26 protein-coding genes are annotated in these 24,375 nt (G+C 67.1%); 10 read left to right on the top strand and 16 right to left on the bottom strand.

The window, feature by feature from the left end:
- Nucleotides 1-107: 107 nt before the first annotated feature.
- The 4 genes from BR47_RS0128780 to BR47_RS0128765 form a co-directional block, all read right to left on the bottom strand.
- Nucleotides 108-1,253, bottom strand: a complete 1,146-nt coding sequence (locus BR47_RS0128780) for an acyl-CoA dehydrogenase family protein (protein ID WP_020099273.1) — start codon at nucleotides 1,251-1,253, stop codon at nucleotides 108-110.
- Nucleotides 1,254-1,374: 121 nt separating this feature from the next.
- Complete coding sequence (locus BR47_RS0128775) at nucleotides 1,375-2,376, bottom strand: NAD(P)H-dependent flavin oxidoreductase (RefSeq protein WP_029121598.1); 1,002 nt, start codon at nucleotides 2,374-2,376, stop codon at nucleotides 1,375-1,377.
- Nucleotides 2,373-3,125: a 3-hydroxyacyl-CoA dehydrogenase gene (locus tag BR47_RS0128770; protein WP_029121597.1), complete on the bottom strand. Its 753-nt coding sequence runs from the start codon at nucleotides 3,123-3,125 to the stop codon at nucleotides 2,373-2,375. Before BR47_RS0128770 ends, BR47_RS0128775 begins: the two co-directional genes overlap by 4 nt.
- 49 nt (nucleotides 3,126-3,174) lie before the next feature.
- Nucleotides 3,175-4,269, bottom strand: coding sequence for a CaiB/BaiF CoA transferase family protein (locus tag BR47_RS0128765; protein ID WP_029121596.1), 1,095 nt, complete (start codon nucleotides 4,267-4,269; stop codon nucleotides 3,175-3,177).
- A gap of 121 nt (nucleotides 4,270-4,390) precedes the next feature.
- Between BR47_RS0128765 and BR47_RS0128760 the strand changes: the two genes are divergently transcribed.
- Both BR47_RS0128760 and tet(V) read left to right on the top strand, forming a co-directional pair.
- Nucleotides 4,391-5,182, top strand: a complete 792-nt coding sequence (locus BR47_RS0128760; protein WP_029121595.1) for an enoyl-CoA hydratase — start codon at nucleotides 4,391-4,393, stop codon at nucleotides 5,180-5,182.
- Nucleotides 5,183-5,398: 216 nt separating this feature from the next.
- The gene (gene tet(V), locus BR47_RS0128755) at nucleotides 5,399-6,682 is read left to right on the top strand and encodes a tetracycline efflux MFS transporter Tet(V) (RefSeq protein WP_029121594.1); all 1,284 of its coding nucleotides are present in this window, start codon (nucleotides 5,399-5,401) and stop codon (nucleotides 6,680-6,682) included.
- Between the two features lie 57 nt (nucleotides 6,683-6,739).
- Here tet(V) and BR47_RS0128750 read toward each other — a convergent pair whose 3' ends face one another.
- A complete protein-coding gene (locus BR47_RS0128750; protein WP_029121593.1) occupies nucleotides 6,740-7,255 on the bottom strand; it encodes a gamma carbonic anhydrase family protein in 516 nt (171 codons plus the stop codon).
- Between the two features lie 111 nt (nucleotides 7,256-7,366).
- Between BR47_RS0128750 and BR47_RS31785 the strand changes: the two genes are divergently transcribed.
- On the top strand, nucleotides 7,367-8,587 hold the full coding sequence (locus BR47_RS31785; protein ID WP_036427983.1) for an MFS transporter: 1,221 nt from the start codon (nucleotides 7,367-7,369) through the stop codon (nucleotides 8,585-8,587).
- A gap of 133 nt (nucleotides 8,588-8,720) precedes the next feature.
- Complete coding sequence (locus tag BR47_RS0128740; protein WP_020099265.1) at nucleotides 8,721-9,476, top strand: fasciclin domain-containing protein; 756 nt, start codon at nucleotides 8,721-8,723, stop codon at nucleotides 9,474-9,476.
- A 70-nt stretch (nucleotides 9,477-9,546) separates the two neighbouring features.
- On the opposite strand, the gene BR47_RS0128735 is transcribed toward BR47_RS0128740, so the two are convergent.
- The 3 genes from BR47_RS0128735 to BR47_RS0128725 are packed head-to-tail and all read right to left on the bottom strand — an operon-like array spanning nucleotide 9,547 to nucleotide 12,645.
- Nucleotides 9,547-10,689, bottom strand: coding sequence for an acyl-CoA dehydrogenase family protein (locus BR47_RS0128735; RefSeq protein ID WP_020099264.1), 1,143 nt, complete (start codon nucleotides 10,687-10,689; stop codon nucleotides 9,547-9,549).
- 13 nt (nucleotides 10,690-10,702) lie between these two features.
- Entirely contained in the window at nucleotides 10,703-11,503 is an 801-nt protein-coding gene (locus tag BR47_RS0128730; protein ID WP_020099263.1) for a crotonase/enoyl-CoA hydratase family protein, read from the bottom strand.
- Nucleotides 11,500-12,645 carry a thiolase family protein gene (locus BR47_RS0128725; RefSeq protein WP_029121592.1) on the bottom strand — a complete coding sequence of 382 codons (1,146 nt, stop codon included), beginning with the start codon at nucleotides 12,643-12,645 and terminating at the stop codon, nucleotides 11,500-11,502. Before BR47_RS0128725 ends, BR47_RS0128730 begins: the two co-directional genes overlap by 4 nt.
- Nucleotides 12,646-12,853: 208 nt before the next feature.
- On the opposite strand from BR47_RS0128725, the gene BR47_RS0128720 reads away from it, so the two are divergent.
- Nucleotides 12,854-13,651, top strand: a complete 798-nt coding sequence (locus BR47_RS0128720) for a FadR/GntR family transcriptional regulator (protein WP_020099261.1) — start codon at nucleotides 12,854-12,856, stop codon at nucleotides 13,649-13,651.
- On the opposite strand, the gene BR47_RS0128715 is transcribed toward BR47_RS0128720, so the two are convergent.
- From BR47_RS0128715 to BR47_RS31780, 5 genes are all read right to left on the bottom strand, one after another.
- The gene (locus BR47_RS0128715) at nucleotides 13,641-15,368 is read right to left on the bottom strand and encodes a DUF3556 domain-containing protein (protein ID WP_029121591.1); all 1,728 of its coding nucleotides are present in this window, start codon (nucleotides 15,366-15,368) and stop codon (nucleotides 13,641-13,643) included. The two genes, BR47_RS0128720 and BR47_RS0128715, sit on opposite strands and share 11 nt — an antisense overlap.
- A 116-nt stretch (nucleotides 15,369-15,484) precedes the next feature.
- Complete coding sequence (locus tag BR47_RS0128710; RefSeq protein WP_029121590.1) at nucleotides 15,485-16,000, bottom strand: DoxX family protein; 516 nt, start codon at nucleotides 15,998-16,000, stop codon at nucleotides 15,485-15,487.
- A gap of 9 nt (nucleotides 16,001-16,009) precedes the next feature.
- Complete coding sequence (locus BR47_RS0128705; protein ID WP_036428069.1) at nucleotides 16,010-17,248, bottom strand: WS/DGAT domain-containing protein; 1,239 nt, start codon at nucleotides 17,246-17,248, stop codon at nucleotides 16,010-16,012.
- A gap of 79 nt (nucleotides 17,249-17,327) precedes the next feature.
- A complete protein-coding gene (locus BR47_RS0128700) occupies nucleotides 17,328-17,951 on the bottom strand; it encodes a hypothetical protein (protein WP_029121588.1) in 624 nt (207 codons plus the stop codon).
- On the bottom strand, nucleotides 17,948-18,583 hold the full coding sequence (locus tag BR47_RS31780; RefSeq protein ID WP_051635071.1) for an Rv1363c family protein: 636 nt from the start codon (nucleotides 18,581-18,583) through the stop codon (nucleotides 17,948-17,950). Before BR47_RS31780 ends, BR47_RS0128700 begins: the two co-directional genes overlap by 4 nt.
- Before the next feature lie 137 nt (nucleotides 18,584-18,720).
- Here BR47_RS31780 and BR47_RS0128690 point away from each other — a divergent pair, with 137 nt between their 5' ends.
- The 4 genes from BR47_RS0128690 (at nucleotide 18,721) to BR47_RS32885 (ending at nucleotide 21,681) form a co-directional block, all read left to right on the top strand.
- Nucleotides 18,721-19,608: an alpha/beta fold hydrolase gene (locus tag BR47_RS0128690; protein WP_051635070.1), complete on the top strand. Its 888-nt coding sequence runs from the start codon at nucleotides 18,721-18,723 to the stop codon at nucleotides 19,606-19,608.
- 34 nt (nucleotides 19,609-19,642) lie between these two features.
- The gene (locus BR47_RS0128685) at nucleotides 19,643-20,473 is read left to right on the top strand and encodes an adenylate/guanylate cyclase domain-containing protein (RefSeq protein WP_020099254.1); all 831 of its coding nucleotides are present in this window, start codon (nucleotides 19,643-19,645) and stop codon (nucleotides 20,471-20,473) included.
- Between the two features lie 177 nt (nucleotides 20,474-20,650).
- Entirely contained in the window at nucleotides 20,651-21,343 is a 693-nt protein-coding gene (locus tag BR47_RS0128680) for a guanylate cyclase (protein WP_029104727.1), read from the top strand.
- A gap of 110 nt (nucleotides 21,344-21,453) precedes the next feature.
- A complete protein-coding gene (locus tag BR47_RS32885; RefSeq protein WP_029104726.1) occupies nucleotides 21,454-21,681 on the top strand; it encodes a hypothetical protein in 228 nt (75 codons plus the stop codon).
- A 19-nt stretch (nucleotides 21,682-21,700) separates the two neighbouring features.
- Here BR47_RS32885 and BR47_RS0128670 read toward each other — a convergent pair whose 3' ends face one another.
- The gene (locus BR47_RS0128670; RefSeq protein ID WP_029121586.1) at nucleotides 21,701-22,561 is read right to left on the bottom strand and encodes a phytanoyl-CoA dioxygenase family protein; all 861 of its coding nucleotides are present in this window, start codon (nucleotides 22,559-22,561) and stop codon (nucleotides 21,701-21,703) included.
- A 36-nt stretch (nucleotides 22,562-22,597) separates the two neighbouring features.
- On the opposite strand from BR47_RS0128670, the gene BR47_RS0128665 reads away from it, so the two are divergent.
- Nucleotides 22,598-23,188, top strand: a complete 591-nt coding sequence (locus BR47_RS0128665) for a TetR/AcrR family transcriptional regulator (RefSeq protein WP_502685835.1) — start codon at nucleotides 22,598-22,600, stop codon at nucleotides 23,186-23,188.
- A 5-nt stretch (nucleotides 23,189-23,193) separates the two neighbouring features.
- On the opposite strand, the gene BR47_RS0128660 is transcribed toward BR47_RS0128665, so the two are convergent.
- Nucleotides 23,194-23,940 (bottom strand): class I SAM-dependent methyltransferase, encoded by a 747-nt coding sequence (locus BR47_RS0128660; protein WP_029121584.1) that lies wholly within the window; start codon nucleotides 23,938-23,940, stop codon nucleotides 23,194-23,196.
- A gap of 28 nt (nucleotides 23,941-23,968) precedes the next feature.
- Entirely contained in the window at nucleotides 23,969-24,367 is a 399-nt protein-coding gene (locus BR47_RS0128655; RefSeq protein ID WP_029121583.1) for a VOC family protein, read from the bottom strand.
- Nucleotides 24,368-24,375: the final 8 nt, after the last annotated feature.

The raw sequence follows: 24,375 nt of genomic DNA, 5'->3' as shown, positions 1-24,375 counted from the left end.
GCACGCAGGGACTCGCTGGGGTGATCACCAGCGTCAAAGCCACCGACCGTCACGGTCGGTGGCTTTTTGTGTGTCTGGGCTCAGGCTCCCGGCGACACGGCAGACACCTACAGCCCCAGGTCGCGACCGATGACCTCACGCATGATCTCGTTCGAGCCCGCCCAGATTTTGGTGACGCGGGCGTCCTTCCAAGCCCGAGCCACCCGGTATTCGTTCATGAAGCCGTAGCCGCCATGAATCTGGACGCAGTTGTCCAGGATTTCGTTCTGCACCACCGAACTCCAGTACTTGGCCTTCGCCGCATCGACGGCGGTCAACTGGCCGCTCAGGTGCGCCAACACACAGTTGTCGACATAGGCCTGCGCCACATCGAGTTTGGTGACCATGTCGGCGAGCAGGAACTTGTTCCACTGCAGGGAGCCAATGGCCTGGCCGAACGCCTTGCGCTCCTTGGCGTACTCGACGGTGTCTTCCAGAATCCGCCGGACGTGGGCGAGGTTGGCCACCGCGACGCTGATCCGCTCCTGGGGCAGCAGCGTCATCATGTGGATGAAGCCCCGGTCGACCTCACCGATGATCGCCGACTCGTCGACCCGGACGTCTTCGAAGAACAGCTCCGCGGTGTCCGCTTCGGGCTGGCCGACCTTGTCCAGCTTGCGCCCGCGCGTGAACCCCGGCATGCCCGTTTCGACAGCGAACAGAGTGATGCCCTTGGAACCCTTTTCCGGTGCGGTTCTCGAGGCGACGATCACCATGTCAGCCTGGGTCCCGTTGGTGATGAACGTCTTTGAACCGTTGATGACGTAACTGGAACCGTCCTTGACCGCGGTTGTCTTCAACGCGGCCAGATCCGATCCACCGGACGGTTCGGTCATCCCGATAGCCGTGATCATCTCGCCGGTGCAGAACTTCGGCAGCCACCGCCGCTTCTGCTCCTCGGTGGTCAGCGTGACCAGATATGGTGCGGCACAGTCGTAATGGATCGTGAAGGCCGACGCCGCGGCGGCGCTGGAACGCGAAAGCTCTTCACACAGAACGGTATTGAATCGGTAGTCCCCCGCGGCGCTGCCGCCGTACTCTTCGGGCACCTCGAGCCCCAGATACCCGTTGCGGCCGGCTTCCAGCCACACCTCGCGGTCGATGTAGCGCTGCTCGATGAATTTGTCTTCATTCGGCTCGATGTGGCGAGAGACGAATTCGCGCACCGAGGCGCGGAAGTCGTCGTGATCTACCTCGAACAAGCTGCGCTGCATATCAAAGTCCTTAACGCGGGCCGGGTCGCCTATGGCCAAAAGCTACCCCGCCGGCCGCCACCGAACGCAGTGAGGGCCGTGCCCCCGGCGGGAGTCACGGCCCTCAGCGCATGAATTGCGGCTAGACGCCGGCGAGTTCGGCTTCGCCGGCCCCGACCATCCGGGCCAGGCGGCCCGTGATGATCTCCTCGGCCTCCCCGACGATGCGGCTGATGAGCTCGTCGCACGTCGGGATGTCGTGGATCAGGCCCATGACGGTGCCCGCGGTCCAGATGCCGGCGTCGATGTCGCCGTTCTCGAACACCTTGCGGCCCCGCACACCGGCCACCAGATCCTTGACGTCCTCGAACTGGCCACCGCCCTTGAGGATTTCCACCACCTCACGCGAGACGGCGTTGGACGCCACGCGCGCGGTGTTCTTGAGGCTGCGGAAGATCAGCTCGGTGCCACGCTCGTCGGTCGCCACAATGGCTTCCTTGACGTTCTGGTGGATGCACGACTCGACGGTGCACATGAAGCGCGTGCCCATGTTGATGCCGTCCGCGCCGAGCGCCAGTGCGGCCACCAGGCCGCGGGCGTCACCGAAACCGCCCGAGGCGATCATCGGGATCTCGATCTCCTTGGCCGCGGCCGGGATCAGCACCAGGCCTGGCACGTCGTCCTCACCGGGGTGACCGGCGCACTCGAAACCGTCGATGCTGATGCCGTCGACGCCGAGGCTCTGGGCCTTGACGGCGTGGCGCACCGAGGTGCACTTGTGCAGCACCTTGATGCCCGCGTCATGGAACATCGGCAGGTGCGGTCCCGGGTTGGAACCGGCCGTCTCCACGATCTTGATGCCGGCGTCGACGATCACCTTGCGGTACTCGTCGTACGGCGGCGGGTTGATCGACGGCAGGATCGTCAGGTTCACGCCGAACGGCTTGTCCGTCAGGTCACGGGTCTTGGCGATCTCATTGGCCAGATCAGCCGGCGTCGGCTGCGTCAGCGCGGTGATGAAACCCAGACCGCCCGCATTGGCAACGGCGGCAACCAGTTCCGCGCGACCGACCCACTGCATACCGCCCTGGGCGATCGGGTGCTCGACACCGAAGGCCTCGGTGAACTTCGTCTGGATGCTCATCGCGGCGCCATCCGGATCGCACCGTCCAGACGGATGACCTCACCATTGAGCATCGGGTTCTCGATGATGTGCTGCGCGAGGGCGCCGTACTCGTCGGGATCGCCGAGGCGGGCGGGGTGCGGCACCTGCTGGCCGAGGGACTTCTGCGCCTCTTCCGGCAGCGAGCCCAGCAGCGGGGTCTTGAACAGGCCCGGGGCGATGGTGCACACGCGGATCAGCTCACGCGACAGGTCGCGGGCGATCGGCAGGGTCATGCCGACGACGCCGCCCTTCGACGCCGAGTACGCGGCCTGGCCGATCTGGCCGTCGAACGCCGCCACCGAGGCGGTGTTGATGATGACGCCGCGCTCCTCGCCGACCGGCTCGGTCTTGGCGATCCGCTCAGCCGACAGCCGGATGACGTTGAAGGTGCCGATCAGGTTGACCTCGACGACCTTGCGGAAGCCGTCGAGCGGGAACGCACCGTTCTTGCTCAGGGTCTTGATGGCGTTGCCGATGCCCGCACAGTTGACGTTGATCCGGACCGGGCCCATCTCCTCGGCCGCGTCCAGCGCCGCAGCGACGCCGGCCTCGTCGGTGACGTCGGTGGCGACGAACTTGGCGCGCGGGCCCAGCTCGGCGACAACCTCTTCACCCTTGAGGTCGATGACGACGACGCTGCCACCGGCGTCGAGCAGACGCTTGGTGGTCGCCAGGCCCAGGCCTGACGCCCCGCCCGTCACGACGGCTACGGAATCTTTGATCTGCATTGATGCAATTCCCTTCTTGTTACGGAAATCTGTGGCGCCCGCCGCGGCCTCAGGCCCAGTCGCGCAGGACCGACTCGGTGTCGGCGCCGGGCACGCGGGGCGGCGTCGGGATGCTCGGCACGCTGCGGGAGAACCGCGGCGCCGGCATCGGCTCGAGGTTGTCGCCGTCCTCGGGCGAGAACCGGAAGAAGGTGTCGCGCTCGGTGATGTGCGGCTCGGTCTCGACCTCGGCGAAGCTCAGGACGGGGCTGACGCAGGCGTCCGAACCGGTGAACACATTGGCCCAGTGGTCGCGGGTCTGCGCTTTGAAGGCATTGGTGAAGATCTCGCGCAGCTCGGGCCAGCGAGCGACGTCGTTCTGGCCGGGCAGGGCGGCCGGGTCCAGTTCCAGCTTGGCCAGCAGCTCGGCGTAGAACTGCGGCTCGATGGACCCGACGGCCATGTACTTACCGTCGGAGGTCTCATAGGTGTCGTAGTACGGGGCGCCGGTGTCGAGCATGTTGGTGCCGCGCTCGTCGCTCCACATGCCCTGCCGGCGGAAGCCCCACATCATCTGCATGAGCACGCTCGAACCGTCGACCATCGCGGCGTCGACCACCTGGCCCTTGCCCGAGGTCTGCCGCTCGAACAGCGCCGAGAGGATGCCGACCAACAGGAACATCGACCCGCCACCGAAGTCGCCGGCCAGGTTCAGCGGCGGCACCGGGCGCTCGCCCTTGCGGCCGACGGCGTGCAGCAGGCCGTTGAGCGAGATGTAGTTGATGTCGTGGCCGGCCTGCAGGGCGCGCGGGCCGGTCTGGCCCCACCCCGTCATGCGGCCGTAGATCAGGCGCTCGTTGAGCTTGGCACAGTCCTCGGGACCCAGACCCAGCCGCTCGGTGACACCCGGGCGGAAGCCTTCGATGAGGACGTCGGCCTTCTTGATCAGGCTCAGGACCAGCTCGCGGCCTTCGTCGCTCTTCAGGTCGGCGGTGACGGAGCGGCGGTTGCGCAGCATGGAGTCGCCGCTGGGCTTGCCGGACTTGCTCGGGCGTTCCACGCGCACCACGTCGGCGCCCAGGTCACCGAGGATCATCGCCGCGTGCGGTCCGGGGCCGATGCCGGCCAACTCGACAACGCGCAGTCCCTGCAGTGGTCCAGCCATCTAAATGCACCTCTTGGTCGATCGGTTTGAGCCCAGTTCTATTGACCGCGACATAGCTTACTTGTATAACGAAGTCTGTCTAGTGCGGGCATCTGGCCCGCCCATGAAACTGGGGTACTGAATGACTTACACCGGATCCGACGATCTGACGGTCTCACTGGATGACGGCGTGTTGTCCGTGACGCTCAACCGGCCGGACACGCTGAACTCGCTGTCGCTGGAAATGCTCGAACTTCTCGGCGACGCGGTGCTCCAGGCCGCGACCGATCCGGCGGTCAAGGTGGTCCGGCTGGGCGGCGCAGGGCGGGGCTTCTGCTCCGGCGCGGGCCTGAGCCCCGAGGACCAGGAAGCCAAGAAATTCGATGCCGCCGCGGTTCTCAACGCGGCCAACCGCGCCGTCGCGGCACTGGTGAACCTGCCCAAGCCCGCGGTCGCGGTGGTGCACGGCGTCGCCGCCGGTGTGGGCGTCTCGCTGGCCCTCGGGTGCGACATCGTCCTGGCATCGGAGAAGTCGTCGTTCCTGTTGGCGTTCACCAAGATCGGACTGATGCCCGACGGCGGCGCCTCGGCTCTGGTCGCCGCGTCGATCGGGCGGGCCCGGGCCATGCGAATGGCACTGCTGGCCGAGAAGCTGCCCGCGGCCGAGGCTCTCGCCGCCGGGCTGGTGAGCTCGGTGCACGCGGCCGACGAGTTCGACGCCGAGGTCGGCCGTGTGCTCGCAGTACTCAAGGCCGGCCCGGCCGTGGCCCTGCGCAAGACCAAGCAGGCCATCAACGACGCCACCCTGACCGAGCTCAACAACACGTTCGCCCGCGAAACCGCCGGGCAGATCCAGCTTTTGAACGCCGCCGACTTCCGGGAGGGCGTGGCGTCCTTCCAGCAGCGCCGGTTGCCGGCCTACTCGGACGTGTAGCGAACGGGTCCACACCACGAGCATGCGCACAGATCACCAGATCCGCGGTTGACGCGCTCTGGTTGCACAGTCGCGGAGTCATGCGTTTCGGCGGGTTCGCGAGTGTGCAACCAGAGCGTCGATTTCGCGGATCCAGTGATCTGGTTGCACATTCGCGGCAATCGCTCATACCGACGTCCGGCCTAAATCGCTTGACGGGCGCGGGACGATGGACTGGTGAGTTCCCAGTTCGACGTCGAAACGCCAGAACCGCGGACCACTGACCGCTGGCGGGTGTTCGCGCCGTTACGTTTCCGCGAATACCGCCTGCTCATCGCGGCCGTCTCGTTGTCCATCTTCGCCGAGGGCATGTGGACGGTCGTGGCCGCGCTGCAGGTCATCGCGCTGGACAACGATCCGGCCGCGCTGTCTCTGGTGGCGACCTGCCTGGGTACCGGCCTGGTGTGCTTCGTGTTGGTCGGTGGCATCGCGGCCGACCGGCTGAACCGACGCAACATCATCATCACCGTCGAGATCGTCAACCTCGCCGCGGTGACAGCCGTCGCTGTCCTCAGTTCGACTGGGGCGCTGCGCGTTTGGCACATGGCGGTGGCGGCGACCTGCCTCGGCATCGCGGCCGCGTTCTTCTTCCCCGCCTACAGCGCACTGCTGCCCCGAATACTGCCCGCCGAACAACTGTTGGCGGCCAACGGTATTGAGGGCGTGGTGCGCCCGGTGCTGCAGCAGGCTATCGGCCCGGCCGCGGCCGGCGTCCTGGTCGGGCTGACCTTCCCGAGTGTCGGCGCGACCACCGTCGCGGTGTTGTTCGGCGTGGGCCTGGTCCTGTTGGTGGCCACCCGGCCGAGCACCGTCCAGACCGTCGAGGAACCGGTCGAGCACAAGCACGTACTGCACGATCTGCGTGACGGTTTCCGGTTCATGACCCGCACCCCGTGGCTGCTGTGGACCCTGCTGGTCGCCAGCGTGTACGTACTGGTGGTGCTGGGGCCCATCGAGGTGCTGGTGCCCTTCATCGCCGAACGACGCTTCGAAGACGGCCCGCGCGCGTACGGGTTCATCATGGCCGGATTCGGCATCGGCAGTGCCGTTGGCGCGCTGGCGGTTTCCTACGCGCGCATGCCACGGCACTACCTGACCGCGATGATGGCGATCTGGGGCCTGGGCGCGTTGCCTTTGGTCGTGGTCGGCAGCACGTGGTCGTTCCCGGTCATGTTCGCCGCGACGTTCCTCGTCGGCATCGGCGAGGGCGCCAGCATGGTGATCTGGGGAACGCTGCTGCAGATGCGGGTACCGACCGAGATGCTGGGCCGGGTGTCGAGCCTCGACTTCTTTGTGTCGCTGGTGTTCCTGCCGGTGTCCTACGCGATCGTCGGCCCGCTGTCGAAAATTGTTCCCATGCAATGGATTTTCGCGGTGTCCGGCATCCTGCCGGCCATCCTGACGGCCATCGCGTGGGTCGTGGCCAGGATGCGCGCCGACGAACTGGCCCACCCCCTGTGATTTGTGCACGATTTTCCGCGCTGGGCGCGGAAAATCGTGCACAAATCCCTGGTCGAACTAGCCGCGGTGCAGCGTCAGCAGGTGCTCGTAAACCTGGCCGTTGATGCGGTTGTGGTTGATCTCGTCGTCGGTCAGCTCGCGGCGGATCTTGCCCGGCACACCGGCGATCATGGTGCCCGGCGGCACCACGAAACCCTGTGGCACAACGGTTCCGGCCGCGACCAGCGACCCGGCACCGATCGTCGCGCCGTTGAGGACGATGGCGCCCATGCCCACCAGGGCGCCGTCCTCGACGGTGCAGCCGTGCAGGACCGCGTTGTGCCCGACGCTGACGCCGGCGCCCACCTTCACCGGGAAGCCCGGGTCGACGTGCACCGTGCAGCCATCCTGGATGTTGGAGCCCTCACCGATCTCGATGGGCTCGAACTCGGCACGCAGCGTGGTGCCGTACCAGATGCTGGCGCGCGCGGCGAGCGTCACCTGGCCGAGCACCGATGCGGTCGGCGCGACCCACGACTCGTCGTGCAGCTGCGGCGCGTGGCCCTGGATGGGAAGAATCAACGGTCCTGACATGCGGCAGAGTTTAGGTCGCGTGCCGCTGCGGCCGGGACCGTGGCGCAATCTGTGCGGTTCGTGTCGGTTCTGCCACTGGCCCCGTCCTGACGCACCGGCCAGAGTGGTGCGGTGACGCTCACTTCGACGACAGCGCCGACGCGTGCCGCATGGACGGTGGCCGCCGTCAGTTTCCTGGCGATCCTGGCCGCCGCGGGTTTCCGGGCCGTGCCCGGCGTGCTGATGACGCCGCTGCACCACGAGTTCGGCTGGTCGCACGCGACGGTGGGCCTCGCGATGTCGGTCAACATGACGCTGTTCGGGGTCACTGCCCCGTTCGCGGCGGCGTTGATGGACCGGTTCGGTGTCCGGCCGGTGCTGACGGTGGCGCTGGGACTGATCACGGCCGGTTCGGCGCTGTCGGTGCGGATGACGACCGGTTGGCAGTTGGTGGCGTGCTGGGGCGTGCTGGTCGGTATCGGTACCGGCTGCATCTCGATGGGCTTCGTGGCGACCGTCGCCACCCGCTGGTTCGACGAACGCCGCGGGCTGGTGACCGGCGTACTGACGGCGGCCAGCGCCACCGGTCAGCTGATCTTCCTGCCCCTGGTCGCCGAGGTCGCAACACGCCACGGTTGGCGCTGGGCCTGCCTCATCGTCGCCGCGGCCGCGTTCGCGGTCATCGCGCCTGTCCTCATCGTCATGCGCCACCACCCGCCGGCGCCGACCTCGGCACCTGCGAACGGCTTCCGGTCCGCGTTCGACGGACTCGTCATCGGTGCGCGGGTACCGGTGTTCTGGCTCCTCGCAGGCAGCTTCGCGATCTGCGGCATGACCACCAACGGACTGATCGGCACCCACTTCATCCCTGCCGCGGGCGACCACGGCATGCCGACGACCGTCGCCGCCGGGCTGCTCGCCACAATCGGCGTCCTCGACGTGGCCGGCACGGTCTGTTCGGGCTGGCTCACCGATCGGGTCGATCCGCGGCTCCTGCTCACTGTGTATTACGTCGGACGCGGGATTTCGCTGATGCTGCTGCCTTCGCTGCTTTCTCCGCACGCCGACCCGGGCACCTGGGTGTTCATCGTCTTCTACGGGCTGGACTGGGTTGCCACGGTGCCGCCGACGATCGCGCTGTGCCGCGACTACTTCGGTGATCGGTCCCCTGTGGTGTTCGGCTGGGTGTTTGCCGCGCATCAGGTCGGCGCCGCGATCGCGGCGGCCGCGGCAGGCTGGCTTCGCGACCTACAAGGTAACTATGACCTGGCCTTTCAACTGGCCGCAGGCTTGTGCGCCGTCGCGGCGCTGCTGTGTTTCAGCGTACGAAAAGTGCAGGTCAGAACCGCCTGAGCAAAACGGACCGCCGGTAGCTGATTTTGCTGTTTCCCAGCGCCAGCCATTACCATTCGACGGGCGCCACGCCCCGGATGGGGTCTCCCCGGTCGGGCGGGGTGCGCGTCATGAACAGCTGAGGAGCCGAACCATGAAGACTCGCACCAGCAGATTTCTGGGCGTAACCGCGGCCGTCGCCGCCCTGACCGCATCGCTGCCGCTGGCAGTGTCCGCCTACGCGGACCCGCCGCCGCTGCCGCCGCCGACCAACAAGACGGTGGACCCCCAGGGCCCCGGCTGCGACAAGGTCAAGGCGGGCATGCCCGACCTCAAGACGTTGGTCAACAAGCCGGTGAGCCAGGCGCTGGCCGCCATTCCGGCGATCAGCACCTTCAACTCGGCGGTCTCCGGTGGCCTGAACCCCGCCGTGAACATCACCAGCGTGCTGGACAACGGCCCGTACGTCGTGTTCGCGCCGACCAACGAAGCCTTCGCGGCACTGGACCCGGCCAAGCTGGAGGCCCTGAAGGCCGACCCGGCCGCGCTTACGAGCCTGGACTACTACCACGTGTTCCTGGGCGTGCTGGGCAATGACACCGTCAAGGGCCAGCGTCCGACGCAGCAGGGCACCCAGATCAAGGTGACCGGCGACGGCGGCGACATCAAGGTCAACGACACCGCCAAGCTGGTGTGCGGCGCGATCGAGGCGAGCAACGCCCGCATCTACGTGATCGACACCGTGCTGGACCTGGCGGAGGCCCCGGCCCCGGTCACCGCCGCGGGTAGCGAGACCTCCACCTCGACCTCGGCCACGACGGCCACGTCGACCTCGGCGGCGCCGAGCACCACCGAGTCGGCCCCGGCGTCGACCTCGTCGGCTCCGGCCACCACGACGGCTGCGCGCTAGCCAGACAAACGAAATCGGCGCCCCTGCACCACGTTGTGCAGGGGCGCCGATTGGCTTTTGCGGGCTGCCGTTACAGCCCCAGGTCGCGGCCGATGATGTCCTTCATGATCTCGGTGGTGCCACCGAAGATGGTCTGGATGCGGGCATCGCAGTAGTCGCGGGCGACGCGGTACTCCATCATGTAGCCGTAGCCGCCGTGCAGCTGCACGCAGCCGTCGATGACCTTCTTGGCGGTCTCGGTGCAGAACCACTTGGCCTTCGCCGCCTCGACCGCCGACAGGTCGCCGTCGAGCACACCCTCGAGGCACCGATCGATGTAGCGCTCGCACACGTCGAGTTCGGTGTCCATCTCGGCCAGCAGGAATCGGTTGTGCTGGAAGCTGCCGATCGGCTGGCCGAACGCCTTGCGGTCCTTGGCGTATTGCAGTGTCTGGCGCCAGGATTCGCGCGCACCGGCGATCGCGGAGATCGCGATGCCGAGCCGCTCGGACGGCAGATTCTGCATCAGGTGGTAGAAGCCGCGGCCTTCCTGGCCGAGCAGGTTCGCCTGCGGCACGCGGACATTCTCGAAGTGCAGTTCTGAGGTGTCCTGCGCGTGCAGACCCATCTTGTCGAGCTTGCGGCCGCGCTCGAAGCCTTCCATGCCGCGCTCGACGACCAGCAGCGTGAAGCCCTTGTGTCCGGCTTCGGGATTCGTGCGACACACCACCACGACGAGGTCGCAGTTGATGCCCGACGAGATGAACGTCTTGGAGCCGTTGATGATCCAGTCGTCGCCGTCACGCACGGCGGAGGTCCGGATACCGGCCAGGTCGCTGCCCGCGCCGGGCTCGGTCATCGCGACGGCGAGGATCAGCTCACCGCTGGCGATGCCCGGCATCCACCGCGCCTTCTGCTCGTCGTTCGCGAGGTGCTTGAAATACGGTGCGACGACGTCGTTCTGGAGACTCAGGGACGGCGCCGGGCCGCCGTAGCGGGCGAGTTCCTCGTCGATGACGGCGTTGAACCGGAAGTCGTCGGACCCACCGCCGCCGAACTCCTCGGGCATGTTGAACCCGATGAGGCCGTACTTGCCGGCGGCGACGAACGCCGACCGGTCGACCATGCGCTGCTCTTCCCACTTCTCGGCATTGGGGACGAGCTCACGCTCGATGTACTGCCTGGTGGATTCGCGGAGCGCCTCGTGCTCCGCTTCGAAAACTGTCCGCTTCACGATTTCTTCTCCGTCACTTGGATTTCCATACAGGCTGACGTTTCTGCGCGAACGCCAGCGGGCCTTCCTTCGCGTCCTCGGACTGCAACAGGGTCACGAACTCCCGGTTGGTGCGCCGCCAGCCGTCCTTCTCACCGGTCACCACGCCGTCGTCGGCGCCGTACGCCACCCGCTTGCTGGCCTGCACGGCCAACGGCGCATTGGACGTGATCCGTTCCGCCAGCGCCAGAGCCGCGTCGACGACGGTGCCGTCCGGGACCACCTGGTTGATCAGGCCCCAGCGCAGCGCGTCGGCCGACGTGATCGGCTCACCGGTGAACAGCAGTTCCAGTGCCACCTTGCGCGGCAACTGCTCGACGATCCGGAACACACCACCGGCGCCCGCGATCAGGCCCCGTTTCACTTCCGGCAGACCGAATTTCGCGCTCTCCTCGGCGACCACCAGGTCGCTGGCCAGCGCGAGTTCCGAGCCACCGCCCAGGGCCGTGCCGTTGACGGCCGCGATGGTGGGCTTGTCGATGAAATGGCTGACGTAGCCGGCGAAGCCCCAGTCCGTGTGGTCCGGGTGGAAGAGGTTCTCGCCGCGCGAGATCGCCTTGAGATCCGCACCGGCACAGAACGATTTGTCGCCGGAGCCGGTGATCACGACGGCCCGGATCTCGGGGTCGTCCTGCGCGGCCTGCAGTGCGTCACCGACACCGATGCTGACGGCCTGGTTCACGGCGTTGCGGGCGTCGGGCCGGTTGATCGTGATCAGCAGGACGTTGCCGCGGCGTTCGGAGAGGGCGCCGGGTTCGGCGGACACCGAGGTCACAGGAGCTCCAGGATGGTCGCGTTGGCCTGGCCGCCGCCCTCACACATGGTCTGGAAGCCGTACTGAATTCCGTTGTCCCGCATGTGGTACAGCAGGGTGGTCATGATGCGGGCACCGGAACCGCCGAGCGGGTGGCCCAGGGCGATGGCGCCGCCGTTCGGGTTCAGGCGGTTCTCGTCGGCGCCGATGTCCTTGAGCCAGGCCATCGGAACCGGCGCGAAGGCCTCGTTGACCTCGAACACGCCGATGTCGCCGACGCTCAGACCGGACTTGGCCAGCGCCTTCTGCGTGGCGGGGATCGGGGCGCTCAGCATCATCACCGGGTCGGCGCCGGCCAGGACGCCGGTGTGCAGGCGGGCAAGAGGCTTGAGGCCCAACTCTTTTGCCTTCTCGGCGGACATGATCAGCAGCGCGGCCGCGCCGTCGGAGATCTGCGAGGAGTTGCCGGCGTGGATGACGCCGTCTTCCTTGAAGGCCGGCTTGATGGCGGCCATGGACTCGACGGTACCGCCGCGGCGGATGCCGCCGTCTTCGGTCACGACATTGCCGTCCTGGTCCTTGATACCCACGATCTGGTCTTTGAAGGCGCCGGCATCCTGTGCGGCAGCGGCCTTTTCGTGTGACCGCAGCGAGAACTCGTCGAGCTGGGTGCGGGACAGGCCCCACTTCTCGGCCATCATCTCGGCGCCGGTGCCCTGGTTCGGGGTCTGGTCGTAACGGGCGCGGAACGCCTCCGGGTACGGGTGCCCACCGTTGGCGAGCGACGAGCCCATCGGGGTGCGCGACATCGATTCGACACCACCGGCGACGACGACGTCGTAGTGGCCGGCGACCACACCGGCGGCGGCGAAGTGCACCGACTGCTGGCTGGAGCCGCACTGGCGGTCGACGGTGACACCGGGCACGGTCTCGGGCCAGCCGGCGGTGAGCACCGCGGTGCGGGCGATGTCGAGTGCCTGCTCGCCGGCCTGCATGACGCAGCCCCAGATGACGTCGTCGACGAGCGCCGGGTCGACGCCCGCGCGCTGCACCAGACCGTTCAGCACCTGAGCCGAGAGCTCGGCCGGATGCACACCCGACAGGGCGCCGTTGCGCTTCCCGATGGGCGAGCGGACCGCTTCGACGATGACTGCTTCAGCCACGGACTTCTCCTTCAACGTTGAATATCGACTCGGTATTGACACCTGTAAAGGCGCCCATATCTGCGAACATAGAACAGAAGGTTTACTAGGTCAACCTACTAGTTGGTAGACAAGCGCCATTGTCGGGAATGAACGGCTCGCGCCGTCTCACATGGTTTACTGAGTTGCCTAACACGAGGCCAAGACAATCGGTTCAAGGAGGGCCCAGATGGCGCAGACTCCGCCGTTGTCGCCGATGATCGACCCACGTACTGTGCCATCCTCGGCCAGCGGCCCCATCCGCTCCCCCAAAACCGCGGAACTGGTGGCCGGCACCTTGCGCCGTATGGTCGTCGACGGCCAGCTCAAGGAAGGCGACTTCCTGCCCAACGAGGCCGAGCTGATGGCCCACTTCGGGGTCAGCCGCCCGACCCTGCGCGAGGCCGTCCGAGTCCTGGAATCCGAGCGCCTCGTGGAGGTCCGACGCGGATCGCGCACCGGCGCCCGCGTCCGTGTGCCCGGACCCGAGATCGTCGCCCGCCCCGCGGGCCTGCTGCTGGAGCTGTCCGGCGCGACGATCTCCGACGTGACCACCGCCCGCTCCGGGATCGAACCCACCGTCGTACGGCTGCTGACCGAGCAGGGCAACACTGCGGCGTTCGACGAACTCGACACCATGCTGGCCGAGTACGTCCCGTCCGGATACGAGACGGGCCGCATGGCCGAGACGACCGGCGACTTCCACCGGCGCATGGTCGAGCTGTCCGGCAACGCGACGCTGTCCATCATCACCGGCATGCTGCACGAGATCACCGTTCGCCACATCGCCTTCGCGATGCGTGAGAACCGCCCGATGTCCAAGGCGGACTACGACATCTTGATGAAGTCCTACCGCCGGCTGATGACGCTCATGCGCTCCGGCAATGCCGCGGCCGCCGAAGCGCATTGGCGCAAGCATCTCGACGTTGCCAACAGCCTGCTGTTCGCCGGCATGGAGGACGTCAAGGTCCGCGACGTCATGCGCTAGTGACGCCGTACACCGGCACGTCGTCGGCCCAGGGCTGCCGCGTGACCATGTCCTTGACCTTCACGTAGCCGCGCTCGAACTCGCCGGTGGCGGCGTCGACCAAGCGGTACTGCTGCGTCTGCCGGTGGATGGGCTGTGCGTCGAGCATGACGATCCGCACCTCACCGGGCTCGAAATGGCAGCGCTCCTGCAGCGCCGCCACGAGTTGTTCATTGGACATGTGGCCGTCGCCGAAGTTCCAGCCGATAGCGGTCGAGACGATCCGCTCGCCGTCGGTCAGGGTGTAGTCGGCCTCGTCCAGCCCGGCCATCGCGCGGTGCGCGAGCGTGAACAGCGCGCGGCCGTGCGTGTTGAAGGCGCGGAACGCATAGCCCATGTACAGATACATCTGCGCGTTCTCGGGGCTGCCGTAATACCGCTCCATCTGGGTGGCGGGCATGCTGGCGATCGCGACGATGTTCTTCTCGATCTTCTCCGAAGCCGACGGCTTGATGCACCACAGCGACGTGTCCCAGTTGCCGGCGTAGTACCGCATGCCCGGCAGGAAAGACACCTTGCGCGGGAGCAGGTTTCCGACGACGACGGTGCCCGCGACGACCGCGAACAGCACGAGCGGCCACGGCGACGTCAGGTCCGTGAGGCCGATGTCGGCGTGCCCGACGAACAGCGTCACGACGCAGAACATCATGAAGACGTTCCACTCCAGCGGCACACCCATCGGGATCGCCGACAGGATGCCGAAGTGGAAGCACAGCATCACGAAGGCGGCGATGTACGTCGGCCAGCCACCGCCACTGAAGAACAGCACCAGCGGCACCGCACCTTCGATGAGGGTGCTGAAGTGCGCCATGAAGCGCGACGGGCGACCGGGGCGCAGGTCGTCCGGGAAGTGTTCGAAGAACGCGCGCTTGATGAACTTCGGCCGCAGGACGGGGTTGTTGCTCATCATCGTGGAGATGACGAATGGGAAGTGGTGGTTGAGTTTCGACGTCGCGGCGCCCAGCCAGATCACCATGCACACGAGCTTGGCGGCGATGATCAGGTCGACACCGTAGCCGGCGAACAGGAAGGCGACGGTGAACGAGCCGTACACCTCACCGCGGGCGGCCAGGAAGATGACCTTGTCGCGTAGGCCCGCCAGCGCCAGCACCCCGAGGATGGCCCAGATGTGCCACATCGGGAGCACGCCGACGTGCGCGCCGGGCAGGACGGGGCCGGTGCCGTCGGCGCACAGCGCGACGACGAGCAGGACCAGCAGCGCGGCGTAGAGCAGCACATCGACCGGCCCGCGGGCGTCGCCCTTGGTCAGCGGGATGCGGCCGGGCCACGGCGGCAGACGAATGGTCTTCGGCCGCAGCCAGTACAGGATCGAGCCCATCGGCGGGAAGAAGCGGTTGTTCAGCGGGCCGAACCCGCAGCCGAGGCCGATGACCTCGAACAGCATCGTGTACAGCACGACCTTCTCGAAGACGATCGGCTCGGTCCACCACGCCGCGACGTTCGTAAATCCGTCGATCCCCTTGGTGGACAACGCGATCAGCCAGCCACCCAGGATGTAGAGGCAGATCTTGACGACGTAGAACAGGTGCAGTGCCACCGGAGTGCCGAAGCCCGTCTCGGCCCAGTGCCGGGCCATGGGGACGATCTTCTGCGCGCGGGTGCCCTTGTTCCACTCCTCGAAGTCGATGACAGGAGTGTCCTGCGTGAGAAAGCCCATACCCGTCAGACTAGAACGTGTTCTAGTCTGACGGAATCAGATCCCCACAGTTGCTTCTGTGGCCCGGGCGCAGACGTTCGAGAAACCGCCCTGGACGCCGGGCCAACCGCAGGTGCTCAGACCTTGGCGGGCGGCCGGAAGAAGATCAGCAGCTGCCCGATGCCACCGGCAAGGCCGAGCCCGACGGCGATCAGCAACCCGCACCAGCCGTGCAGCAGGTGGTAGAAGCCGCTGTTGTGGAAGAGCAGGCAGTCCAGGCTGTAACGGCCCGCGCCGGTGCCCGCGATCGCCACCGCCGCGACACCCAGTACCAGGTTGTACTCCCAGCCGGATTTCACGATGAAGAAACCGTTTTCGCGGTGCACGGTCCACGCGGCCACCACCATCAGTGCCACGAACCCCGCGGCCGGAATGGGCGTCAGGAAACCGACCGCCAGACCCAGGCCGGCAAGGATTTCGGTGCCGGCAGCCAGACGGGCGTGCAGCATGCCCGGCTTCATGCCGATGCTGTCGAACCAGGCGGCGGTACCCGGGATCCGGCCACCGCCGAAGAACTTGTTGTACCCGTGCGCAGCCATGGTCAGACCGAGCACCACCCGAAGGAGCAGGATCGAGAACGCGTAAGCAGTCACGCGATGAATTTAGCCCCCGGAGTCCAGAACCGCAGACAACCGTTCCACATACGATTCGACATCCGGTAAGGCCGACGGGGACGCATGCACGCTGATCGTGACGGTGTCCCCGATGCCGTGCACGCCGTGTGTCAGCCCCATCATCGGCGACAGCGCCGGACACGCCGTGGTCAATACCACCGGGCACCCGCCGAACGTCAGATCGGCCGGGCCGCGGTTGACGCTCGACACCACGGTGTTGCCGGTGACCGTCGTCGACCGCGCGTGCGGGTCGAATTGCTCAGTGCCCCAACGCAGCAGCCGTGCCGGAACCGCCGCGGTAGCGGCGTCGCTCGCCGCGGCCGCGGGATGCTCGAACCGCTGCCGCCGCGTGGCGAGTTCCGTCTCGATCCGGGCCGCCCGCTCGTGAAAGGGCAATTCCGGGTGCAATGCCACGCCGACGTTGCCGTAGTGGTTGTAGGCCCGGCGGGTGCCGGTCTTGGCCATGGGCACCTCGGCCCCGAGCGCGGTGACACCGCCCAGCTCGGCCGCCAGCGCCTCCGAGATGGCCGCCAGCACGCCGACCGTCACCGTCGGCCCGGGCAGATGCGTACGGTGACGGACCACCGTCCGCAATGTGTCGGGGCCCGCCGGCGCGTTGTTGGTCGGCTGCACCGGCCACGAATCGGCCGGTGCGGCAACAGCACCCGACGCCGTGTCGTGCACGAGTTGCCGGTGTGCGGCGCTGGCCCGCCACGCCAGGTACGGCAGCGCCCACGTCCCCAACCGCGACTCGACCACCGCAGGCACCGGTTGGTCCCGGCCGAAGATTCGCCCCATGAGTGCCGTCGCGCGCCGCCCGTCGGCGAGGGCGTGCGACATCTGCACGACGGCGACCGTGCCTGCCCCCGTGGTCTCCGGTATGCCGGTGACGCCGACGAAGACATGCAGTCGCCACGCCTGCACGGTCGCGTCGAGCTGGTCGCTCGCGGCCAGGGCGCATATGGCGTCCAGGCACCCGGACCAGGTGGTTTCGCCGGGTTCGTGGACGACGATCTGCGGGGCATCGGACCGCACCCACGACGGATAGCGCCAGGAATGCGAATCGTCGATGCGTACCAACAACTCTGGGCACGCGGACACGTTGTGGCGTACCGCCGCCAGCGCGGCGTCCAGGTCGGCGGGCACACCGTCGAACCCGCACACCAGAAACATGTCGTTGGGGATTTTCGCCGACATCCAGAAACTCTGGGCGTCGGCGGCCGCCATCCGGTTCACGTCCACCGCCCCGGGATTTGTGCACGAAAATCCGCGCCGACCGCGGAAAATCGTGCACAAATCGCGACGGTCACACCGGTTCGAACTTGGCGATCAGCCACTGGCCCCCCAGTCGTTCCAGGGTCACCCGCGCGCTGGTCGGGGTGCTGGTCGGCAGTTGGTCACCGACCCGGACGATCTGGTTGACGAACACCAGCACCACGGCGTGGTTTTCCTCGACCGACACCGCGGCCGCGGCCGGAACCGACGTCGCCGCCGAGATGTGCCGCTGCTCGGCGCCGGGGATCACCGACTTGGTCAGCGTCGTGTACTCATCGAGGAACGGTGTGGTGAGCAGCTTGCGCGCGTCGGTCAGTTGTTGACGGACCGTGTCCGGCTCATACGACAGCAGGGCGACGGTGCCGTCGCTGGCCACCTTGATCACGGCGGCCTGGTCGGCCTCATTGCCGTGCCGCGACGTCAGGTACCACAGCCCGCCCGCGACAACCGCGAGCACGAGCGCGAGCACCGGCAGGATCCGGTACGCCGCCACCCGCACCCAAGCGATGCCCGGGTTCGACTGCGGCACAGCATCTTTGGGTGCCGCCGGCTCGGCCTCGACAGGCTCGGCCGCATCCTGTTCCGGCTCCGCCGACTCGAGCTCAGCCTCTGCCCCGGCCGGCTCGTCAGGTTCATCCATCCCGTGCTTGCTCATTGGATCGGCTCCACCTTCGACACCTTGGCGCTGTCGTCCACCTTCTGCATCGTCAGCCGCACGCGCCAGTAGCGGTCGCGTTGCGGCGGCCCGTTGCCGACCTCGGTGTGCACCTTCACCGCGACCAGGACCACGCCGCTGGTGTCGTTCGCCGACTCCACGCCGGCCTCGGTGACGGTGCCGACCGACGCCGACTGCTGCTGTTTCACCGAGTCCACAACCGCCGTCGAGCGCTGTTTGAAGTCATCGAAGTAGGCGCCGGTCGAGGTGTCCAACGCGCGTTTGATGTCGTCGTCGACGTGGCGGTAGTCGATGGTCGTGAGATTCACCGCGACCTGCTTCCCGGCCGTCAGGTACATCTCGTGCAGGGCGTCGTCGCGACGCAACTGCAGCTCACGCTGACCGAGCCAGGCCACCAGCGCACCCAGCGCGCCGACCACCAGCACTCCCACGACCAGTGCCGCGATCACCCGCTTATCCCGTTGGGGTGCAGTCGGTTTCAGGAAGGCGAGGGCTTCCTCGTCGGAGATGGCCGGTGCGTCGTCGTCGGCATCCGGGGTCTCGTCCGGGGCGCTCGTGTCGTCGTCGTCCACCTCGTCGGGATTCCTGTGCCGCCCGTGCTCGTCAGCCATATGCCTTCCTCTCGCCGCGCGCCCGGCCGGGCGGCGACACCTGGGCCGAGTCTAGAGACCGTGGGGTGACGAGGGTCCCGTTCGGTTCAGTTAGCACAGCTCGGTAACGTGCAGGAGAAGTGACGAGAGGATTCCCAGTGAGCACCGACGAACGCACTTCCCCGGCCGATGGCGGCAACGGTCCACAAACGGTGCGATTCCGCGGTGTCGACGAGCTGACCCTCGTGGCCGACGAGTGGAACCGCGACGCGGATGCCGCCGCCGACAAGCCCACCATCTTGATGTTGCACGGTGGCGGGCAGAACCGGCACTCCTGGAAGAACACCGGCCAGATTCTCGCGAACGCCGGCTTCCACGTGATCGCGCTGGACAGCCGTGGGCACGGCGACAGCGACCGCTCCCCCACGGCGAACTACTCACTCGAGACGCTGACCGGCGACACCCTTCAGGTGATCTATCAGATCGGCCGGCCGGTGGCGCTGATCGGCGCCAGCATGGGCGGGCTGACCAGCTTGCCGGTCGCGCATGAAGCCGGACCCGAACTGGTCACCAAACTGGTCCTGGTCGACGTCGTGCCGCGATTCGAGAAGAGCGGCAGCGCCCGCATCCGGGACTTCATGTTCAGCGGCATCGACGGCTTCGCCTCGCTCGAAGAGGCCGCCGACGCCGTCGCGGCGTACCTGCCGCACCGCACCCGGCCGCGCAGCGTCGAAGGCCTCAAGAAGAACCTGCGGCTGCGCGACGGCAAGTGGTTCTGGCACTGGGACCCGGCCTTCCTCACCGCGCCCGGCGACGACCCGTTCGAGCGCGCCGAGATGCTCGAGCACGCGGCGATCAACCTCGAGATCCCGATCCTGCTGATCCGCGGCAAGCTCTCCGACGTGGTCAGCACCGAAGGCGTGCAGGACTTCCTGCAGAAGGTCCCGGGCGCGCAGTTCGTCGAGCTGTCCGATGCCGGACACACGGCGGCCGGCGACGACAACGACGCGTTCACCGACGCGGTGGTGCAGTTCGTCCGTCAATGACCCGATCGGGGCTCGTCGCCTCGATACTTGAGCGGTGACGGTATCGACGATCTCGCTGATCGCCATCTGTGTGCTCGCCGTGGTGGTCGTCGTCGAGACCATCGTGCTGCGGGTGACGCGCGCCCGGCTGCGGGCCGCGCGGCAGGAGATCGAGGAGCTGCGCGCCCCGTCCGAACCCCGCACCAATCTGCTGCTGGCCGGCGGCCGCGCCGCGGTCAAGACGATGTGGCAGACCGCCAACCTCATCAACAAAGAGGGCTTCGGCGGCGCGATGTGGTCATCGATCGAGGAACTCGCCGGCTGGGCCGAGGTGGAGCGGCCGGACCTGGCCAAGTTGGCACCGACCGGCCGCGTCGCGATCATGTTCTCGGACATCGAAGGATCGACGGCCCTCAACGAGCGCATGGGTGACCGGGCCTGGGTGCGGCTGATCGACCATCACGACAAGTTGGTCGGCCGGTGCGTCAAGAAGCAGTCGGGGCTGGTCGTGAAGAGTCAGGGCGACGGATTCATGATCGCCTTCGCCGAGCCTGAGCAGGCCGTGCGCTGCAGCATCGACATGCAGCAGCAATTGGCGAAGGCGCCGGGTGGCGTCCGGGTCCGGATCGGGATTCACACCGGCAAGTCGGTGCGCCGGGGCGACGATCTGTTCGGCCGCAACGTCGCCATGGCCGCGCGGGTGGCGAGTCAGGCCGACGGCGGCGAGGTGCTCGTGAGCAAGGCCGTGCGAGATGCCTTGTCCGCCTCGGCTTCCTGCGCGGACATCACCTTCGACGGCGGCCGGGTGGCGGAGCTGAAGGGCTTCGCCGGGGACCACCGGCTCTATGCCGTGGGCTGGCTCCCACCGGATTCGGCCAGCCGCTGATGCAGCCGGGCGCGAATATCATCGGCCGTATATGACTCGCGCTTGCGCTGATCGCGCGCGACCAACACGCCACCGGCGACCACGCCCGCGACACCGGCCAGGCCAACCCACTTCCACACGCCACGCATGCAGTGATTATGGCCGAGCGAAGCGCCGGGGAATGTCTAAGCTGCCCAGATGACTGGAAACGCGGTGACAGTGGAGCGGGCGCTGGCCGAGACCCGGACGGGCGACATCTGGTTGTTCCGTGGGGCTTCCAAGCCCGACCGCGCCATTCAGACGCTCACCAACGCCCCCGTGAACCACGTCGGCATGACGGTCGCCATCGACGACCTGCCGCCGCTGATCTGGCACGCCGAACTCGGCGACAAACTCGAATGCCTGTGGAGCGGCAGTCATCACCGCGGTGTGCAACTCAACGATCTGCGCGCCGCCGTCGAGCGGTGGGTGTACGTGTACGGACAGCGGTGCTGGCTGCGCCAGCTCACGCCGTATGCCACCCGCGAGCAGGAGGACCTGGCCCTGAAAGTGGTGGCCCGCATGGACGGCACCGCGTTTCCCACCACCGCCCGGTTGACGGGTCGGTGGTTCCGCGGGCGGGCGCCGGTGATCAGCGACTACACACGCGGAATTCCGTTGGTACATCGTAAGGTTCGCGAATCCGCTGAGAAGGAGAAGAACCGCCGGCGGGCAGCCGGGCTCGAGACCGCGTATTGCGCCGAGACAGTGGCCATCACCTACGAGGAAATGGGACTGCTGGTCACCGAGAAACGGGAGAACTATTTCGATCCCGGGTCGTTCTGGAGTGGTGATTCATTGTCGTTGACGCCGGGATACCGGCTCGGCGACGAAATTGAAATTCTCGCCTGACCTGGAATTCCCGAATCCGTCAATTCATTGCATTCGGCGTCAGCGCAGTCGTGCCGCCATTAACATTTGTGGGCAACTACCCGGTTACGGGAAAGCCCTCAGGAGGCGTCATGCGATTGAAAAATGCGCTCGTAGGAACGTGGATTGCCGCTGCCGCAATCGGCGGGGCGATCAGTCTTGCCCCGATGGCCGGCGCCGATCCGGATCCCGATGTGCCCTACGGCGGCGACGAATTCGACCTGCCGCAGCAAGGTCCGAACCCATACGACTTCGGGTTCCACGAGTCCAATCACGACGAGAAGGACACGTCCGCCGGCGCCACCGACGTGCCGTACTGATCCGCCTGATCGTCGACGATTAGCCGGCCTGATCGCCGGCGATCTCCAGCAGCCGCTTCGGGTGCATGCCTTCGACCTGACCGATGAACGGCGGGTGGATGCTGTAGCCGAGCATGCGGCGAATGTCTTCTGACACCCGGCGGACGGTGTCGCGGGTCATCGACAGCGTGAAGGCCTCCTGCGGCCGCAGCCACGGCTCGCAGTATTGCGCGGTGACGGCCAGCCGTGGACGGTTGGTGCGGTTGGCGCCGCCGCCGTGCCACAGCGTGCCGGGGAAGAACACACACGACCCGGCGCTCATCACAACGGGCTTACGCTCGACGTCGTCGCCGGGCAGCCGGTCACCCCACAATTGACTGCCGGGCACCACGTCGGTGGCGCCGTTGTCGGCGGTGAAATCGTCGATGGCCCAGATAGTCGCCGCACCCAACGCGGCGCGGGGCCGCGGCAGCGGGTAGAAGCCGTCGTCGGTGTGCAGCATCTGCGCCTGCTCCCCCGGCAGGATGTTGATCACCTGGAGCATCGACAGCAGATAGTTGGGCAGGAACATCCGGTCCAGCAGTGCGAGCACGCGCGGGTGGTCGGCGATGACGTCGCACGCCGCGGTCTTGTTGAGCACGCTGTAGATGCGCTGCGTCGACCGTCCCTCAAAACCGTTGCGGCCGTGTCGATCCAGCATCGGCGTCACGGCCGCGCGAATCTCGTCCAGCTGGGTCGCGCTGAGCAGATCGGGCAGGATGACGTAGCCGTCGCGCGTCATCGTGGCGAGGTCGGCATCGACGATCGCGGGGTCGACGGTTGCACCGCTGCTCTCGGTTCGGCGATAGGTGCCGGCCAGGTCGCCGCTCAAGTCCGCCAGGGATGACACTTCAGTGCTCATTGCTCCACTCCCGCCGAAACATAACCGAGTTCTGTTATGTTTTGGACTATGGCACGTGCCCCGATCGGACGTCAACAACTTCTGACCGCCGCGCGCGACGAACTGGTGCGCGGCAACGGCGTGCTCGAACTGAGCGCACTGACGCGCCGGGCGCAGCTCAGCACCGGCGCCCTCTATCACCACTTCGGTTCCAAAAGTGGGCTTCTCGCAGCGGTTTACGACGACTTCTACCACGGGCTGCGCCATGCCATCGCCGACGCGCACCTACCCGTCGACGCCGACTGGGGAGTCCGGGAGCGCGAGCGCACCCGCCGTTTCGTCGTCTACCACTTCGACGATGAGCTGGCGCCGATCCTGCTCGGCCGCGCGACGCTGGACCCCGAACTCGCCGAACTCGAAGCGGTCCACCTGCAGACCATGAGCGAGGTTGCGGCCGACAACATCCGCAGTGGACAAGCCCTCGGTCAGTTGCCCGACGACATCGATGCGGCCAGCGCCGGAGCGTTCGTCATCGGCGGCCTGCGGCACAGCATCGCCCAACAGCTCCGGGCCACGCCGCGTGCCGATCCGGATCTCGCCGCCGAACGACTCTGGCATCTGGTCGCCGCGGCACTCGGCATTTCGTGACCGGATCAGACGGTGCCGCGCGCCGCCCACGCCGTTGCGGTCACGATGAACGGTCCGTGGCCAAGACGTTCGCGCGCAACGGTTTCCAACCTGCCGCGCCCCTCGTCATCGAGGCGCTGGACGTAGTCCCCGGCCGGTCCGACACCGAACGTGTATGGCTCCCACCACTCCTCGAAGCTCGGGTGCGGCACGTCGATGGTGATGGCGTCCTCCACCACATCGCGTAGCCCGGCGGCGTCGAAGATCTCGGTGAGGTGGCCTCTGTGCGCGCCGGACAGCAACGCCTCATCCTGCGCATCGGGGTCGATCACGTGGACGGCGTCCCAGAACGGCGCCAGCGCACCCGTCGGCCCGTCCCACACGCACGCCGCGACGACGCCGCCGGGCCGGGTCACCCGCGCCATCTGCCCGATGCCGGCGGCGGGATCGGTCATGAAATGCACCACCAGTTGGGCGAGCGCGGCGTCGAAAGTCGCAGTGTCGTAAGGCAGTTCCTCAGCGGTCCCGAGGCGGGCGTCGAGCCCGGGGAAACGCTGACGAATCGCATCGACGAACGGCGGTGACGGATCGATGGCCGCGACCTCGGCGCCCGCCGCCAGCAGCCGCGCTGTCAGCGCGCCGGGTCCGCAGCCGACGTCGAGCACCTTGGCGCCGGCCGTGATCCCGGCGAAGGCGGCGAAGACGTCCGCGAGCGGCTCGGCGTATCGGCCCATGTAGCGGCCGTACGCGTCCGGCGAGACGACGAAGCTCACCAGCAGATGCTATGCCGCATACCAGCGACTACGCCCCGAATTTGGCCTTGGCATCGTCTCTCACCGGCGTGAAGAGGTTGACGAGGTTGCCGTCGGGATCGCGGAACAACAGCGACCGGTTACCCCACGGCATGGTGGTGGGCTCGGTGACGACCTCGTCCAACCGGCTTCGCAGCCGTTCGTACTCCGCGTCGACGTCATCCACGATGAACTCGATGATGGCGCTCCGGTTGGCCGCCGGCTCGGCGGAACCCGCCCCGAACAAGGGCACGGTCTTGTCGCTACCGATCGCCAAAGTGCCCACCGGCGTGGGGATTTCCGCGAACAGTTCGTTGGCCCAGACGGCCTCGGCCCCGGTCACCAATTCGTAGAAGCCGACCAGGCTCGGGACGTCGGCGGTGATGATGCGGGTGGAAACAAGCTTCATGCCGCGCA

This window comes from Mycobacterium sp. UNC410CL29Cvi84 (assembly GCF_000686745.1).
Classification (GTDB): Bacteria; Actinomycetota; Actinomycetes; order Mycobacteriales; family Mycobacteriaceae; genus Mycobacterium; species Mycobacterium mucogenicum_B.
This window is presented reverse-complemented; position numbering and strand designations above follow the sequence as displayed.